The organism is Romboutsia lituseburensis DSM 797 (assembly GCF_900103615.1).
Taxonomy (GTDB): domain Bacteria; phylum Bacillota; class Clostridia; order Peptostreptococcales; family Peptostreptococcaceae; genus Romboutsia_F; species Romboutsia_F lituseburensis.
In genome coordinates, this window is record NZ_FNGW01000004.1 from 18829 (window position 1) to 33490 (window position 14662).

The 14662-nt window shown below is 28.2% G+C and carries 13 protein-coding genes; 12 read left to right on the forward strand and 1 reads right to left on the reverse strand.

All coding sequences use genetic code 11. The features are described from left to right. Positions 1–27: 27 nt before the first annotated feature. The 12 genes from deoC (at position 28) to BLP75_RS08465 (ending at position 13152) form a co-directional block, all read left to right on the forward strand. Entirely contained in the window at positions 28–693 is a 666-nt protein-coding gene (deoC, locus tag BLP75_RS08410) for a deoxyribose-phosphate aldolase (protein WP_092725284.1), read from the forward strand. Positions 694–695: 2 nt separating this feature from the next. Beyond that, positions 696–1895, forward strand: a complete 1200-nt coding sequence (locus BLP75_RS08415; RefSeq protein WP_092725285.1) for a phosphopentomutase — start codon at positions 696–698, stop codon at positions 1893–1895. A gap of 15 nt (positions 1896–1910) precedes the next feature. Beyond that, the gene (locus tag BLP75_RS08420) at positions 1911–2732 is read left to right on the forward strand and encodes a purine-nucleoside phosphorylase (RefSeq protein WP_092725286.1); all 822 of its coding nucleotides are present in this window, start codon (positions 1911–1913) and stop codon (positions 2730–2732) included. A gap of 30 nt (positions 2733–2762) precedes the next feature. After that, on the forward strand, positions 2763–4016 hold the full coding sequence (locus BLP75_RS08425) for a NupC/NupG family nucleoside CNT transporter (protein WP_092725287.1): 1254 nt from the start codon (positions 2763–2765) through the stop codon (positions 4014–4016). Between the two features lie 134 nt (positions 4017–4150). Beyond that, positions 4151–4978, forward strand: coding sequence for a transketolase (locus tag BLP75_RS08430; RefSeq protein WP_092725288.1), 828 nt, complete (start codon positions 4151–4153; stop codon positions 4976–4978). Further along, positions 4978–5907, forward strand: a complete 930-nt coding sequence (locus BLP75_RS08435) for a transketolase family protein (RefSeq protein WP_092725290.1) — start codon at positions 4978–4980, stop codon at positions 5905–5907. The genes BLP75_RS08430 and BLP75_RS08435 overlap by 1 nt, the downstream gene beginning before the upstream one ends. Positions 5908–5948: 41 nt before the next feature. Further along, positions 5949–6350 carry a cytidine deaminase gene (locus BLP75_RS08440; protein ID WP_092725291.1) on the forward strand — a complete coding sequence of 134 codons (402 nt, stop codon included), beginning with the start codon at positions 5949–5951 and terminating at the stop codon, positions 6348–6350. A 14-nt stretch (positions 6351–6364) separates the two neighbouring features. Continuing rightward, positions 6365–7003 carry a fructose-6-phosphate aldolase gene (gene fsa, locus BLP75_RS08445; RefSeq protein WP_092725292.1) on the forward strand — a complete coding sequence of 213 codons (639 nt, stop codon included), beginning with the start codon at positions 6365–6367 and terminating at the stop codon, positions 7001–7003. A gap of 189 nt (positions 7004–7192) precedes the next feature. Then, positions 7193–7528 carry a PadR family transcriptional regulator gene (locus BLP75_RS08450; RefSeq protein ID WP_092725293.1) on the forward strand — a complete coding sequence of 112 codons (336 nt, stop codon included), beginning with the start codon at positions 7193–7195 and terminating at the stop codon, positions 7526–7528. A 3-nt stretch (positions 7529–7531) separates the two neighbouring features. Next, the gene (locus BLP75_RS08455) at positions 7532–8221 is read left to right on the forward strand and encodes a hypothetical protein (RefSeq protein ID WP_092725294.1); all 690 of its coding nucleotides are present in this window, start codon (positions 7532–7534) and stop codon (positions 8219–8221) included. Between the two features lie 202 nt (positions 8222–8423). After that, positions 8424–9638, forward strand: a complete 1215-nt coding sequence (locus BLP75_RS08460; RefSeq protein WP_092725295.1) for a metallophosphoesterase family protein — start codon at positions 8424–8426, stop codon at positions 9636–9638. Beyond that, a complete protein-coding gene (locus BLP75_RS08465) occupies positions 9625–13152 on the forward strand; it encodes an AAA family ATPase (RefSeq protein ID WP_092725297.1) in 3528 nt (1175 codons plus the stop codon). Before BLP75_RS08460 ends, BLP75_RS08465 begins: the two co-directional genes overlap by 14 nt. Positions 13153–13785: 633 nt before the next feature. Here the strand turns inward: BLP75_RS08465 and BLP75_RS08470 are convergent. Continuing rightward, positions 13786–14460, reverse strand: a complete 675-nt coding sequence (locus BLP75_RS08470) for a nitrite/sulfite reductase domain-containing protein (protein ID WP_092725299.1) — start codon at positions 14458–14460, stop codon at positions 13786–13788. Positions 14461–14662 lie beyond the last annotated feature (202 nt).

The following is a 14662-nucleotide window of genomic DNA, read 5'->3' on the forward strand; positions in this document are numbered from 1 at the left end:
ATGGTTATAAATAAGGAGATAGGAATTATGGATAACAAAACAATTTTAAAAGCAGTAGATCATACTTTATTAAAGCAAACAGCAACATGGAGTGATATAAAAATAATATGTGATGATGCAATTAAATATGATGTAGCATCTGTTTGTATACCACCATCATTTGTAAAGCAAGCAAAAGAATATGTAGGGGATAAAATGAAAGTTTGTACAGTAATAGGATTCCCTAATGGTTACAATACAACTAAAGTAAAAGTATTTGAAACTAAGGATGCTATACAAAATGGTGCAGATGAAATAGATATGGTTATAAACTTAAGTATGTTAAAAGATAAAAAATATAAAGAAATAACAGAAGAAATAAAAGAAATAAAAGAAGCTTGTGGTGAAAATATATTAAAGGTTATAATAGAAACTTGTCTTTTAAATGAAGATGAAAAAATCAAGATGTGCAAGTGTGTAACTGATGCAAAAGCTGATTTTATAAAAACATCTACAGGATTTAGTACAGGTGGAGCAACTGCTGAAGATATAGTTTTATTTAAAGAAAACGTAGGAGAACATGTTTCAATAAAAGCAGCTGGAGGAATAAAAGATTTAGATACAGCTAGAGACTTTATAACAAAAGGATCTTCAAGACTTGGAACAAGTTCTATAATAAAAATAATAAATAATGAAGAAGTAACGGGGTACTAAAAATGAAAAAGTTTAATAGAGTATTTTTAACTGTATTAGACTCAGTAGGTATAGGAGCGCTAGAAGATGCAAATGAGTATGGTGATTTAGGAGCTAATACTCTTTGTAATATAGCTAAATCAACAGGAGGGCTTAGCCTTCCTAACCTACAAAAAATGGGTCTAGGAAATATAGCAAGTATAGAAGGCGTTAATTCAACAAGTAGTCAAACAGCATATACAACTAAATGTAGAGAGTTATCTAAAGGAAAAGATACAATAACAGGACACTGGGAAATGGCAGGAATACTTATCAAAGAACCATTTAAAGTATTTACAGAAACAGGGTTTCCAAAGGAACTTATAGATGAACTTGAACAAAAAAGTGGGCATAAATTTATAGGAAATATTTCAGCATCAGGTACAGAAATAATAAAAAACTTAGGCGAAGAACATTTACAAACTAAAAGTTTAATACTTTATACATCTGCAGATAGCGTTTTACAAATAGCTGCTAATGAAGAGATAATACCACTTGAAGAATTATATAGAGTTTGTGAAGTAGCAAGAGAAGTCACTTTAAAGGAAGAATATAAAGTTGCTAGAATAATAGCAAGACCATTTATTGGAACTGACAAAGAAAACTTCACAAGAACTTCAAATAGAAAAGATTATGCCTTAAAACCACCTACTAAAACAATTTTAGATGAACTTCATGAAAACGATTTAGATGTAGTTGGGATTGGTAAAATAGGTGATATATATTCTTACCAAGGTATAACAAAGAGTATAAAGACAAAGAGTAATGAAGATGGAATGAATAAAACCATAGAAATTGCAAAAGATGGATCTCACAAAGGTTTAATATTCCTAAACCTAGTAGATTTTGATGCTCTATATGGTCATAGAAGAAATGCTGAAGGATATAAGGAAGCATTAGAAAAATTTGATTCTCAATTAGGAACTCTTATCGAAGAACTTAAAGATGATGATCTTTTAATAATAACTGCAGATCATGGAAATGATCCTACTTTTAAAGGGACTGATCATACTAGAGAGTATGTTCCGGTATTAGTTTACAATAAGCAAATAAAAGAATGTAATAAAATGCCTATATTAGAAAGTATGGCAGATATAGGATTAACAATATTAGATAATTTTAATGATAATGACAAGAAGTATGATTTTGAGATAGGAAAATCATTCTTACAAAATATAAAATAATTTGAGGTGGATAGTATGAATAACTTATTTGATAGAATAAATGAAAGCGCAGAATATATAAAATCTAAAATAGATGTAGTACCAACTATAGGATTAATACTAGGATCAGGATTAGGTGTTTTAGCAGATGAAATAGAAAACCCTGTAGAAATAAGCTATCATGATATACCAAACTTCCCAGTATCAACTGTAGAGGGCCATAAAGGTCAACTAGTTATAGGTAAATTACAAGGCAAAAATGTAGTAGCTATGCAAGGTAGATTCCACTATTATGAAGGATATGCAATGCAAGAAACAACATTCCCAGTAAGAGTTATGAAAGCATTAGGTGTAGAAACTGTATTCGTAACAAATGCAGCAGGTGGAGTTAATACAGAATTTAAACCAGGGGATTTAATGATAATAAAAGATCATATAAACTTCGGAGGATATAATCCATTAATAGGAAAAAATGATGATAGATTAGGTGTTAGATTCCCTGATATGTCAACAGCATATACTCCAGAATATATAGAATTAACTAGAAAGTGTGCTAAAGAATTAGGTATAGATGTAAAAGAAGGTGTTTATACATTCTTTACAGGTCCAACATATGAAACACCAGCTGAAGTAAGAATGGCAAGAATAATGGGATCAGATGCAGTAGGTATGTCTACAGTTCCAGAAGTTATAGTAGCATCACATAGTGGTCTTAAAGTAGTAGGTATATCTTGTATAACTAATATGGCATCAGGAATACTTGATCAACCATTAAATCATGAAGAAGTTATAGAAACAACTCAAAGAGTAAAACAACAATTTTTAAGCTTAGTTAAAAAAATAGTTAGTGAAATATAGTAGTTAATCTAAAAAGCAGAGGGTGATAAGATGGCAATAATATTAAACATAATAGGAATAATGATATTATTAGGTGGATTATATCTAGTATCGTCTAATAAAAAAAATGTTAAGAAAAAAATGATATTAAAAGCACTTATAATTCAGTTTGTAGTAGCATTTTTATTAGTTAAATTCCCATTAGGTAGACTAGCGTTAGAAAAAGTATCTGATGGTGTAACAAGTATTTTAAATTATGGAGCACAAGGATTAACATTTATATTTGGTTCATTAGAAAATGCAGGAGCTCCAACAGGATTTATATTTGGTATTCAGGTTTTAGGAAATATAATATTTATATCAGCATTAGTAGCTGCTTTATACTATCTTGGAGTTCTTGGTGCCATAGTTAAAGTGATTGGTGGAATAATAGGTAAAACTTTAGGAACTAGTAATGTAGAAAGTTTCGTTGCTGTTGCAAACGTATTTTTAGGTCAAACAGAATCTCCAATACTTGTATCTAAGTATTTAGATCGTATGACTGAAAGTGAAATAATGTTAGTTTTAATATCAGGTATGGGTAGTATGTCTGCAACTGTACTTATGGGATATACAGCAATGGGGATACCTATGCAAAACCTTTTAATAGCTGGAGCATTAGTTCCATTAGGTAGTATAATAGTGTCAAAACTTATACTTCCAGAAATTTCACAAGAAGTTGTCACTACTAGTGATGATTCTTTAGAATCTTCTGAATGTGCTGCAGCTGCAGTGATAGAAGAAGTAAAAATGGATAATAAAGGTGATAATGCAAACCTTATATCAGCAATATCTCAAGGTGCTAATGAAGGTCTTCAAATGGCTTTAGGTATAGGTGCATCATTAATTGCAATAATATCTTTAGTAGCTTTAGTTAATGGTATATTAGGAGTAGTTGGTTTATCTTTAGAACAAATATTATCATATATATTTGCGCCTATAGGATTATTCATGGGTATTGGTACAGAACATATGCTTACTGCAGGTCAATTACTTGGAAGTAAGTTAATATTAAATGAATTTGTTGCTTTCGGTGAATTAGGTAAAATATTAAATACTTTAGATTATAGAACAGGTTTAATGTTATCAATATCTTTAGCTGGATTTGCAAATATCTCTAGTATGGGGATATGTATATCAGGAATATCAGTATTCTGTCCAGACAAAAGAGGTATATTATCAAAACTAGCATTTAGAGGAATGATAGGTGGATTCTGTGTAAGTTTATTAAGTTCTTTAATAGTAGGTTTAATAATAGCTATATAATTAATATTTACTATAATTAATAATTTAATTAAGAACTATTTTCCCCACGTATTGATTTGGTCTAAGAAATATGTGGGGAATTTTATTTAAAAACATATATAAATTTAAAATCGAATATTAAAAGGAGAAGCCATATGTATAAAAATTTACAAAATCATGCTATAAACATAAGAAAAAATATAGTAGAGATGATAACTGAATCAAAATCAGGACATCCAGGAGGATCATTATCAGCAGTCGAAATACTTACATATTTATATTTTGAAGAAATGAATATAAATGAAGCGAATATAGATAACAAAGAAAGAGATTATTTTGTACTTAGCAAAGGTCATGCAGCGCCAGTACTATATGCAACATTAAGTGAAAAAGGATTTATACCTCAAGAAGACTTAATGACTTTAAGAAAATTAGGATCTAAATTACAAGGGCATCCAGATAGTAAAAAGATAAAAGTTGTAGATATAGCAACAGGTTCATTAGGACAAGGTATATCTAATGCAGTAGGTCTTGCAATTGGGTCTAAGATAGATAATGATAACTCTAGAGTATATACGTTGTTAGGAGATGGAGAACTACAAGAAGGTTTAGTATGGGAAGCTGCTATGAGTGCAGCTCATTATAAATTAGATAACTTAGTAGCATTTGTAGATTATAACAAACTTCAAATAGATGGAAATAATGATGATGTAATGGGAATAAAACCATTAGATAAGAAATTTGAAAGCTTTGGATGGAATGTGTTAATTATAGATGGACATGACTTTAAAGAAATAGAATGTGCATTAAATCAAGCTAAAGAAATAAAAGGAAAGCCAACTGTAATAATAGCTAATACTGTAAAAGGAAAAGGTGTTTCGTTTATGGAAAATAATGCAGGATGGCATGGAACTGCACCAAGCATAGAACAAAGAGATATGGCAATAAATGAATTAGAAGAGATGAGAAAGGGGTGCTTATAATGGGATTAGCAACAAGAGAAGCATATGGAAAGGCATTAGTTGAATTAGGAGCAGAAAACAAGGATATAGTTGTATTAGACGCAGACCTTTCAAAATCTACTAAGACAGCAGATTTTAAAAAAGCATACCCTGAGAGATTTATAAATGCAGGTATAGCGGAACAAAATTTATTAGGTATGAGTGCAGGTCTTGCTAGATATGGTAAAATTCCTTTTGCAAGTACATTTGCAGTGTTTGCATCAGGAAGAGCTTTCGAAATAATAAGAAATTCAGTATGTTATCCAAACGCTAATGTAAAAATAGCAGCAACTCATGCAGGAATAACAGTTGGGGAAGATGGAGGATCTCACCAATCTATAGAGGATATAGCAATAATGAACTCTCTTCCAAATATGAGTGTATTAGTTCCAGCAGATGCAAAAGAGACAAATGAAATAATAAAATATGCAGCTAAGCACAACGGACCTGTTTACATAAGATTAGGCAGATTAAATAGTGAAGATATATTTGGTGACGATTATAAGTTTGAATATGGTAAAGGTGTATGTGTAAAAGAAGGAAAAGACTGTACTATAATAGCTACAGGGCTTATGACAGCTATGGCAAAGTCAGCTTGTGAAACATTAAAAGAAGAAGGTATAGATGTAAGACTTATACATATGCCTACAATAAAGCCAATTGATAGGGAAATTATAGAATGCGCAGCAAAAGAAACTGATTTTATATTAACTTGTGAAGAGCATTCTGTTGTTGGAGGATTAGGACAAATAGTAGCATCTGTTACATCAGAAACAGTCCCAACTAAAGTTATTAAACTAGGCGTGAATGACGTATTTGGAGAATCAGCAACTCCAAAAGAATTATTAGAAAAGCATGGATTGACTAGTGAAAATATAGTTAGATTAATAAAAGAAAATTACAAGAAATAATTTATATTATAAATATTTGTCGCAAAGGAGAGATTTAACTTATGGATAACAAACAATTATTAGAACTAGCTGAAAAAGCTAGAGAAAATGCATATGTTCCATATTCAAAATTTCATGTAGGGGCAGCTTTAGTTACTAAATCAGGTAAAGTATATACTGGATGTAATATAGAATGTGCATCGTATGGAGGAACTAACTGCGCAGAGAGAACAGCCATATTTAAAGCTGTATCGGAAGGGCATAAAGATATAGAAAAAATAGCAATAGCAAGTGATAACTCTGAAAAAAATGAAATAACAGCACCATGCGGAATATGCAGACAAGTAATTGGAGAATTTGGATTAGATATAAAAGTAATATTAGGTTACTCTAAAGGCGACATAAAAGAATTTACAATAAAAGATTTATTACCACACTCATTTACAGGTAGTGATTTAAAATAGGGAGGATATAAAAGATGAAAATATTTATAGATACAGCAAATGTGAGCGAAATAGTAGAAGCAAATAGTTGGGGAATAATAGATGGTGTTACAACAAATCCATCTCTTATAGCTAAAGAAGGAAGAGATTTACAAGAAGTTATAAATGAAATATGTTCTATAGTAGATGGACCAATAAGTGCAGAAGTTATAAGTCTAGAAGCTGATAAAATGGTTGAAGAAGCTATGGAATTAGTAAAATTACACAAGAACATAGTTATAAAAATACCTATGTGTATAGAAGGATTAAAAGCAGTTAAAGTATTAGCGGATAAAGGAATAAAAACTAATGTGACTTTAATATTCTCATCTCAACAAGCTTTATTAGCTGCTAAATCAGGTGCTACATATGTAAGTCCTTTTGTAGGAAGAGTTGATGATATAGGTGCTAGAGGTATAGAATTAATAACTGAAATATCTAGTATATTTAAAATACATAACATATCAACTGAAATAATAGCAGCAAGTATAAGAAATCCTATACATGTATCAGAATGTGCATTAGCAGGGTCTGATATAGCTACAATACCATTTGGAGTATTAAAACAAATGGCTAAGCATCCTTTAACTGATATAGGAATAGAAAAGTTTTTAGCAGATTATAATCAAAAGTAATATAAACATTGCAAAAAAGAGCTATATAATATCTAATATAGCTCTTTTTGCATATAAAAATTTAAAATATGGTTGACAATAAATAGATGTAGGAATAATATGTAAATAGGTATTATGTTAAACATAGTACCTATTTAAAAAAGTTGCTACTATGTTTAACATAGTAATAATAGTAATGAAGGAGTAAAAATGAAAGATAAATCACAGTTATTAAAAGGGGTACTTGAAGGATGTATACTAAATATAGTGAAACATAAAAAAGAAACTTATGGATATGAGGTAGTAACAGAAATGAGGACATTTGGATTTGGTCAATGTACAGAAGGTACTATATATCCATTGTTAACAAGATTGGAAAAGAAAAATAGCTTAAAATCAGAAAAGAAACAGTCACCATTTGGTCCTCAAAGAAAATATTACTCACTTACTGATCAAGGGGAAGAAGAATTAAAAGAATTTTATGATACGTGGACAGAATTTAAGGATTTTGTAGATAGCATATTTAAAAATTATGAAGGGGTGTAAATTATGACAAGTATTAAAAAATTATTAAAAATTAATTATGAAAATATGATGAAAATAGATGATAAATACCAAGATTTAGTCACAGATATTGTTTGTTATATAAGAGGAGAGTTAACTCAAAAAGATGCAGAGGAAGCAATAAATGATATAAATGAAATATTATTAGGAGCACAAGAGAGAGGGGAAGATATTTTTACAGTTGTAGGTGATTATGAACAATTTTGTAAAGAGATAGTAGAATCATATAAAATAGTAACAAAAACATATATATTTAAAAAAGTTTTAGACTATATTCCGACTATTTTATATTCATTAATATTCTTTATAGCAATAGATATGGTATCATCAATTTTAGAATATGGTAAAAGTATATTTAATAATTTTTGGACATTAAAATATACTCTTTCATTAGCACCGATATTAAATTCAGTAATAGCTGCTATAATAGCTATTATAGTTATTGAAAATGTTTGTAAAATACCAACAACTAAGACACGTAATAAAAAATTTGATTTGTTAATTATTTTTGCTTATATAGCAATTACCGCAATCTTAGTAGTAATAGGTTTATTTGCTAGTAAAGTAGAGATAGTAACTCTAAAAAATTGCTCTATTTTAATTATTATTTCATTTATTATAGTTGCAATTCAGCTTATAAAAATGATTAAATTTGCTATATTTGATAGAAAATAAACAATCAAATTTAAACCGTTAAATTTAAGTATAAAAGGAAGATGTTTAGACCTCTTCCTTTTGTGATATAATCAAAATATACATAATATGATAAATTTACCATAAATCTTGCTTGATCTGTATTAAGCAAGATTTATTTAACTTTATTACAAAACAAATAATTTATATAAATTTATAAGGTAGATTAAAAATGGAGGTTAAAATGAGATTTATTCATACATCGGACTGGCATCTAGGCAAAAGTTTAGAGGGTCACTCTAGGATAGAAGAACAAATAAAGTTTTGTGAAGACTTTATAAACATAGTAAACGAAAATAATATTGATATGGTAATTATAGCAGGAGATATATATGATACATCAAATCCTCCAGCATTAGCTGAAAAATTATTTTATAAAACTGTATCAAAATTAGCTAATAATGGTGAAAGATGTGTTCTGGTTATAAGTGGAAATCATGATAACCCAGAAAGGTTATCTGCTGTAACACCACTAGCACATGAACAAGGAATAATTATACTTGGAAATCCTTTGAGTAAAACTGAAGTAGGGAAGTTCGATGGATTTGAAATAATAGATGCTAAAGAAGGTTGTGTAAAATTAAAAATAGATGATGAAAAAGTTTCAGTTATAACATTACCGTATCCAAGTGAAAAAAGGCTTAATGAAGTTATACTTCAAAATGATGAAGATAAAGAAAGACAAGTTACTTATTCGCAAAAAATAGGAGAAATATTTAATAAATTAGAAGACAATTTTGATAAGGACTCTATAAATCTAGCTGTGTCTCATATATTTGTAGCTGGTGGAGAAGGTACTGATTCAGAAAGACCTATAGAATTAGGTGGAAGTTTATTAGTTGAGAAAAAGCATTTACCAAGTAAAGCACAATATATAGCCTTAGGTCATTTGCATAAGCCACAGAAAGCATCACAGAGATTAAATGCATATTATTCAGGGTCGCCTTTACAATATAGTAAAGATGAAAGAGCATACACAAAAGGGGCATATATAGTTGATATACATCCTGAAACAAAACCACAAATAGAAGAAATATATTTTAGTAACTATAAGCCAATAGAAGTATTTAAATGTGATGGAATAGAAGAAGCTTTAAAGGTATGTGAGGAAAATAAGGATAGAGATATTTGGTCTTATTTTGAAATAAAAACAGAAGAGGTAATATCTCAGTCAAATATAAAAAAGATGAAAGATACATTAAAAGATATTATAGAAATAAAACCTATAATAACATCTCAAAATGAATATGAACACGTAGATATTAAAGAAAAATCTATGGCAGAGATGTTTAAAGAATTTTATACATTTAGCAGAGGGTTAGAACCAAAAGGAGAGCTTATGGATTTATTCTTAGATATAATAAATGAAGAAGGTGATATAGTAGATGAGACCAATTAAATTAGAATTAAGTGGATTAAATAGTTATATAGATAAAGCTACAGTTGATTTTGAAAAATTAACAGATAGAGGGTTATTCGGTATATTTGGAAATACTGGAAGTGGTAAATCTACAATATTAGATGCAATAACAATAGCAATGTATGGAAATATATCAAGAAATACAAAGGAATTTATAAATAGTAGCTGCGATAAAGCAATTATTTCATATGAATTTGAAATAGGAAGTAAAAATACTAAAAGAAGATATAAAGTGGATAGAACTATAGTTAGAACGAACACAGGTACAAAAACATCTTATGCAAGACTTGTAGAAATTAAAAATGATGAAACAGAAACAGTACTTGCTGATAAAGTTGGAGATGTAAACACTAAAGTAACACAAATTGTAGGATTAACGGCAAATGATTTTACAAGATCAGTAGTTCTACCACAAGGTAAGTTTAATGATTTTTTAAAGTTAACAGGATCTGAAAGAAGAGACATGTTAGAAAGAATATTTAATTTAGAAAAATATGGTAGAGGATTAATTGATAAAGTAAGAAAAAGAAAAAATATACAAAATCAAAGTTTAAGGGATATAACTTCTAAACTTAGTCAATATGATGGAGTTAATGAACAAGTTTATGATGGGATAGAAAAGGAATTAGAAGAATTAAAAGAACTAGAAAAGATTAAGAATAATGAATTTGAATCAGCCCAACAAAAGTATACAGAGAGTAATGAAATATATGAAAAACAAGTACAAAAAGAAAACTATGAAAAAAGAAAAAAAGAATTAGATTTAAAAAATCAAGAAATTAGAGACAAAGCAGTTCAATTAGAGAACGCAATAAATGCTGAAAAAATTAATCCATATATATTTGAAGTTCAAAAGCTAGATAAAAAAATTAATGAAGATAATTCACATAGCGAAATGCTAGAGAAAAAATTAGATATATTAAGTAAAGAACTTTTATTATCTAAAAATAAATATGAAGAAGCTTATCAAAATAAAAATGAAAGTATGCCTAAGTTAAGTGAAGAAAAAACAAAGCTTCAAAGGGCTTTTCAATTAGAACAAGAGTTAGTAAACTTAGATAAAGAATTAAAAGAAATAAAAGAAAAAGGCACTAGTTTAAATAAAGAAAAAGACATATTAGAAAAAGAAAAATTAGATTTAGAATCTAAAAAAGACATAATAACAAAATCAGTAAAAGATTTAGAAAGTAAGATTAGTAAATTAAAAATCGGTGCTGACTTAAAACACAAAATATTTTTAGCATATGAAAAAGAAAAAGAAAATAATACAATATCTAATGAGAAAAGTGCTAAATTAGATAGGCTAGATGAAATATCTAAAAAGTTAGATGATGTAAATCTAAAAATAAAATATGTTCAAAGAGATAAAAATCTAGTTGAAGGTAAATTAAATGAATTACAGATACACCAAGATTGTTTAAATAAAAAATCACCTGGTGAAAATGAAGATATTGTATCAAAGACGGAGTATGTAACAAGCCTAAGATTAAAAATAGATATTATAAAAGAAAATGAAGTTAAGAAAGATGAATTACAATCAGATTTAAATAAAATATTAGAGCAAAAACACCATGTAGAAAGAGAATTAGTTGTTTTAAATGATAGACTAGATAGCACAAAAAGACATGTAGATGACTTAGAAAAGGAAGTTGATAAATTACGTTATCTAAATTTGGCTTTAGAACTTAGAAAAGAACTAAAGGAAAATATGCCCTGCCCAGTTTGTGGATCTAGACATCATGAAACTTTAGATAAAGTAAACCAAGATGAACAAATAGCATTTACAAAGTCTAAATTAGAAAAATTAAAACAAGAAGAACATTTGATAAAAAACAATATAGATGATTTAAATAACAAAAATAGTGAATACGTATCAGCAGAAAAAATAAAATTAAAAGAAATGGAGGAAGTAAAATCTAAAATTGGTGAATTAAAATCTAGTGAATTATCAAGTAGATTAGATGAGGAAAGTAAAAAATTAGAAATACTTAAAATAAATGTTCAAAGATGGCAACAAGATAAAGAAGATACAGATAATAAACTTAAAAAGCTAAAAGAAGAAAAGAATTTAATAGAGAAAGAAGAACTTAAGTTACAGGAAAATATAAATACATACAAGAAGTTATCAAAAGAATTAAAAGAAGAAATTGAAGTAATTGATGTTAAGTTAAAAAAAGTAAAAGAAGAGTACATGGGATTAAAAGCAGTTGTAAAAATACAAGATTTAGGATCTAAAGTTATTGAAATAAATAAAAATGAAAAAATTACTGAGGATTTAAATAAGCAATATCAAGAAGTTGCTCAAACTAAAGATACTATAGATAATGAGATTAAAAAATATCAAGATAGCTTACATAAGACAGAGTTGGAATTAATGAAGGCTAGGGAAATATATACAGAAAAAAGAAAAGTAAGAGAAGAAAAATATAATGATATAATAGCGATAACTAAAGGCGAGTCATCTAAATATCTATTAGAAAGTTTAGAGTTATCTATAAATAAATTAATAACGCAAGAAGAATCGACTAAGAAAAAATTAGAAGAACAAAAAATAGAATATGATAAATATAGTACAGAAAAATCAAATGTAGATGGAAGACTAAAAATAGCTAAAGAACAATTTGAAAGTCAATCAGATATATTAAATCAACTGTTAATTGACTATAAGTTTGAAAGTATATACGCAGTTAAAAGAGCTTTATTAGAGCCGGATCACAAGAGAAGGCTTCATGATGAGATAGCTGAATATGATGAAGAACAAAAGATATTAACATTGAAAATAGAAGGATTAATAGAATATTTATGCGGAAGAACGGTAAAACCGGAAGTATTTGAAGAGCTTAAAAATAAAATTTATAATTTAAAAGTAGAAGTAGGAACAATTGCTAAAAACATTGGTGCTAAGCAAAATACACTTAATACTTTAAGAGAATCAATTGAAAAAGTAAAAGAATTAAATAAAGAGCTTAAAGTTGTGCAGCATAATGTAGACTTATTAGAAGATTTAGATAAAATAGTTCAAGGTAATAGGTTTGTAGAATATGTAGCTACTAATCAACTAAAGTATATTGCTTTAGAAGCGTCTAAAAGATTAGAAGGTATTACGAAGGGAAGATATGCCTTAGAAATAGATTCAACATTAAATTTTGTTATGAGGGATAACTTTAATGGTGGTCAAAGAAGAAGTGTAGATACACTTTCAGGAGGTGAGACATTCCTAACATCTTTATCTCTTGCTTTAGCATTGTCATCTCAGATCCAGCTAAAAGGAAGTGCGCCATTAGAATTCTTCTTCTTAGATGAAGGATTTGGATCATTAGATAATGAATTATTAGAAGTAGTTATGGAGTCTCTAGAAAAATTACATAGTGATAAATTAAGTGTTGGTATAATAAGTCACGTTGAAGAACTAAAAAATAGGGTTCCTATTAAATTAGTAGTTTCACCAAGTGAAGCTGGAAGTGGATCTAAAGTAAAAATAGAATATAGTTAAAAATAAGTATCTAACTTTAAAAAGTTAGATACTTATTTTTTGCAAAAAAGTGACGCCTACAAGGGGGAACATGTAGACGTCATATATATACTTATTAGGGGGAGAGATATATAATTTCCGCTCTCATATATAAGTATTTACATTTTTTCATTTAATATACACATATATATAAATAATTTATTTATATATAAAAAAAGCCACCTAAACAGGGGGGGAGAATAGGTGGCTTAAGAATATTTGGGGGGAAAAGAATTTTTTATATCCGATCATTAATTAGAATATTAACAGGAGTTTGATATTCTTTAAGAGAAACAATTATTTATATTTTGCTTCTCTTAATATAAAGTATGTTTTAGTGACGAAAAATGACACAAAAAAATGAAAAAAAAATAAAAAAATAAAAATATGTAATATTATGATTTAAATAAAAAAAAGCCACCTAAACAGGGGGGGAGAATAGGTGGCTTAAGAATATTTGGGGGAAAATTTTTTTATATCCGATCATTTAATTAGAATATTAACAGGAGTTTGATATTCTTTAAGAGAAACGCTTATTTATATTTTGTTTCTCTTAATATAACATATGAAAAAATACTAAAAAGTGACACAATATATTAAAAAAATCCAAAAAAATTATTTGATGTATTTATCTAAATCTATCATAGACTTGAATTCTTCAAATCCTATCCTATCTATATAAGAACCTAAACGCTCTTTACCATCTGCATTATTAGCATAAACTTTAACTATATCATCAACTAAGTCTAAAACTTTATCGTCAGGGATATTTATTGCTAGTCTATCTCCTAATCTAGGTTTTGTACCACCTTTTCCTCCAACAAAAACAGCCCAGCCTTTAGGCATTCCCATCAGACCTATATCTCTAGTATGATTATCAGAACAGCTATTAGCACATCCACTTACACCTATTTTTAATTTATTAGGTAAATTCATACCATGATATCTATCATCTAGTTTTAATCCAAGAGAAACTGAATCTCTAAATCCTCTTTTACAAAAAGTTGTACCTGGGCAAGTTTTTATACTACGAACACATAAGCCTATAGCAGCACCAGGAGACATACCTAAATCACTCCAAGCGCTATCTATATCTTTTTCTTTTAGTCCGACTAAAGCAATACGTTGAGCTGCAGTAATTTTTATAGCAGAAACTTTATATTTATCAGCTACATCAGCTAATTTTCTAAGCTGATCAGATGTTATAAGTCCAGCTGGAATATGAGGAGCTATAGCATAAGTTTCTTTATCTCTTTGAAGAACCGCACCTTTATCTAATAAATCATTCATAAAAATACCTCCATCGTACATTTTGTATTATTATATGGAGATATTTGAAAATTATAAATTAAATAATAATACAAAACAAAAATACATATAAATAATTAATTAAATATTTACAACATAAGATAACATATAAAGGTGTAAATATTTATTAGAACATTAGAGATACTAATATAAAATAAAACCTATTAGTTAATTGAATTATTTC

What these genes read in the sequence shown, in the direction of transcription:
- fsa (WP_092725292.1), top strand. Translation starts at nt 6,365, where the DNA reads ATGAAAATATTTATAGATACAGCAAATGTGAGCGAAATAGTAGAAGCA.
- BLP75_RS08440 (WP_092725291.1), top strand. Translation starts at nt 5,949, where the DNA reads ATGGATAACAAACAATTATTAGAACTAGCTGAAAAAGCTAGAGAAAAT.
- BLP75_RS08470 (WP_092725299.1), bottom strand. Translation starts at nt 14,460, where the DNA reads ATGAATGATTTATTAGATAAAGGTGCGGTTCTTCAAAGAGATAAAGAA.
- BLP75_RS08455 (WP_092725294.1), top strand. Translation starts at nt 7,532, where the DNA reads ATGACAAGTATTAAAAAATTATTAAAAATTAATTATGAAAATATGATG.
- BLP75_RS08430 (WP_092725288.1), top strand. Translation starts at nt 4,151, where the DNA reads ATGTATAAAAATTTACAAAATCATGCTATAAACATAAGAAAAAATATA.
- deoC (WP_092725284.1), top strand. Translation starts at nt 28, where the DNA reads ATGGATAACAAAACAATTTTAAAAGCAGTAGATCATACTTTATTAAAG.
- BLP75_RS08450 (WP_092725293.1), top strand. Translation starts at nt 7,193, where the DNA reads ATGAAAGATAAATCACAGTTATTAAAAGGGGTACTTGAAGGATGTATA.
- BLP75_RS08460 (WP_092725295.1), top strand. Translation starts at nt 8,424, where the DNA reads ATGAGATTTATTCATACATCGGACTGGCATCTAGGCAAAAGTTTAGAG.
- BLP75_RS08415 (WP_092725285.1), top strand. Translation starts at nt 696, where the DNA reads ATGAAAAAGTTTAATAGAGTATTTTTAACTGTATTAGACTCAGTAGGT.
- BLP75_RS08465 (WP_092725297.1), top strand. Translation starts at nt 9,625, where the DNA reads ATGAGACCAATTAAATTAGAATTAAGTGGATTAAATAGTTATATAGAT.
- BLP75_RS08425 (WP_092725287.1), top strand. Translation starts at nt 2,763, where the DNA reads ATGGCAATAATATTAAACATAATAGGAATAATGATATTATTAGGTGGA.
- BLP75_RS08435 (WP_092725290.1), top strand. Translation starts at nt 4,978, where the DNA reads ATGGGATTAGCAACAAGAGAAGCATATGGAAAGGCATTAGTTGAATTA.
- BLP75_RS08420 (WP_092725286.1), top strand. Translation starts at nt 1,911, where the DNA reads ATGAATAACTTATTTGATAGAATAAATGAAAGCGCAGAATATATAAAA.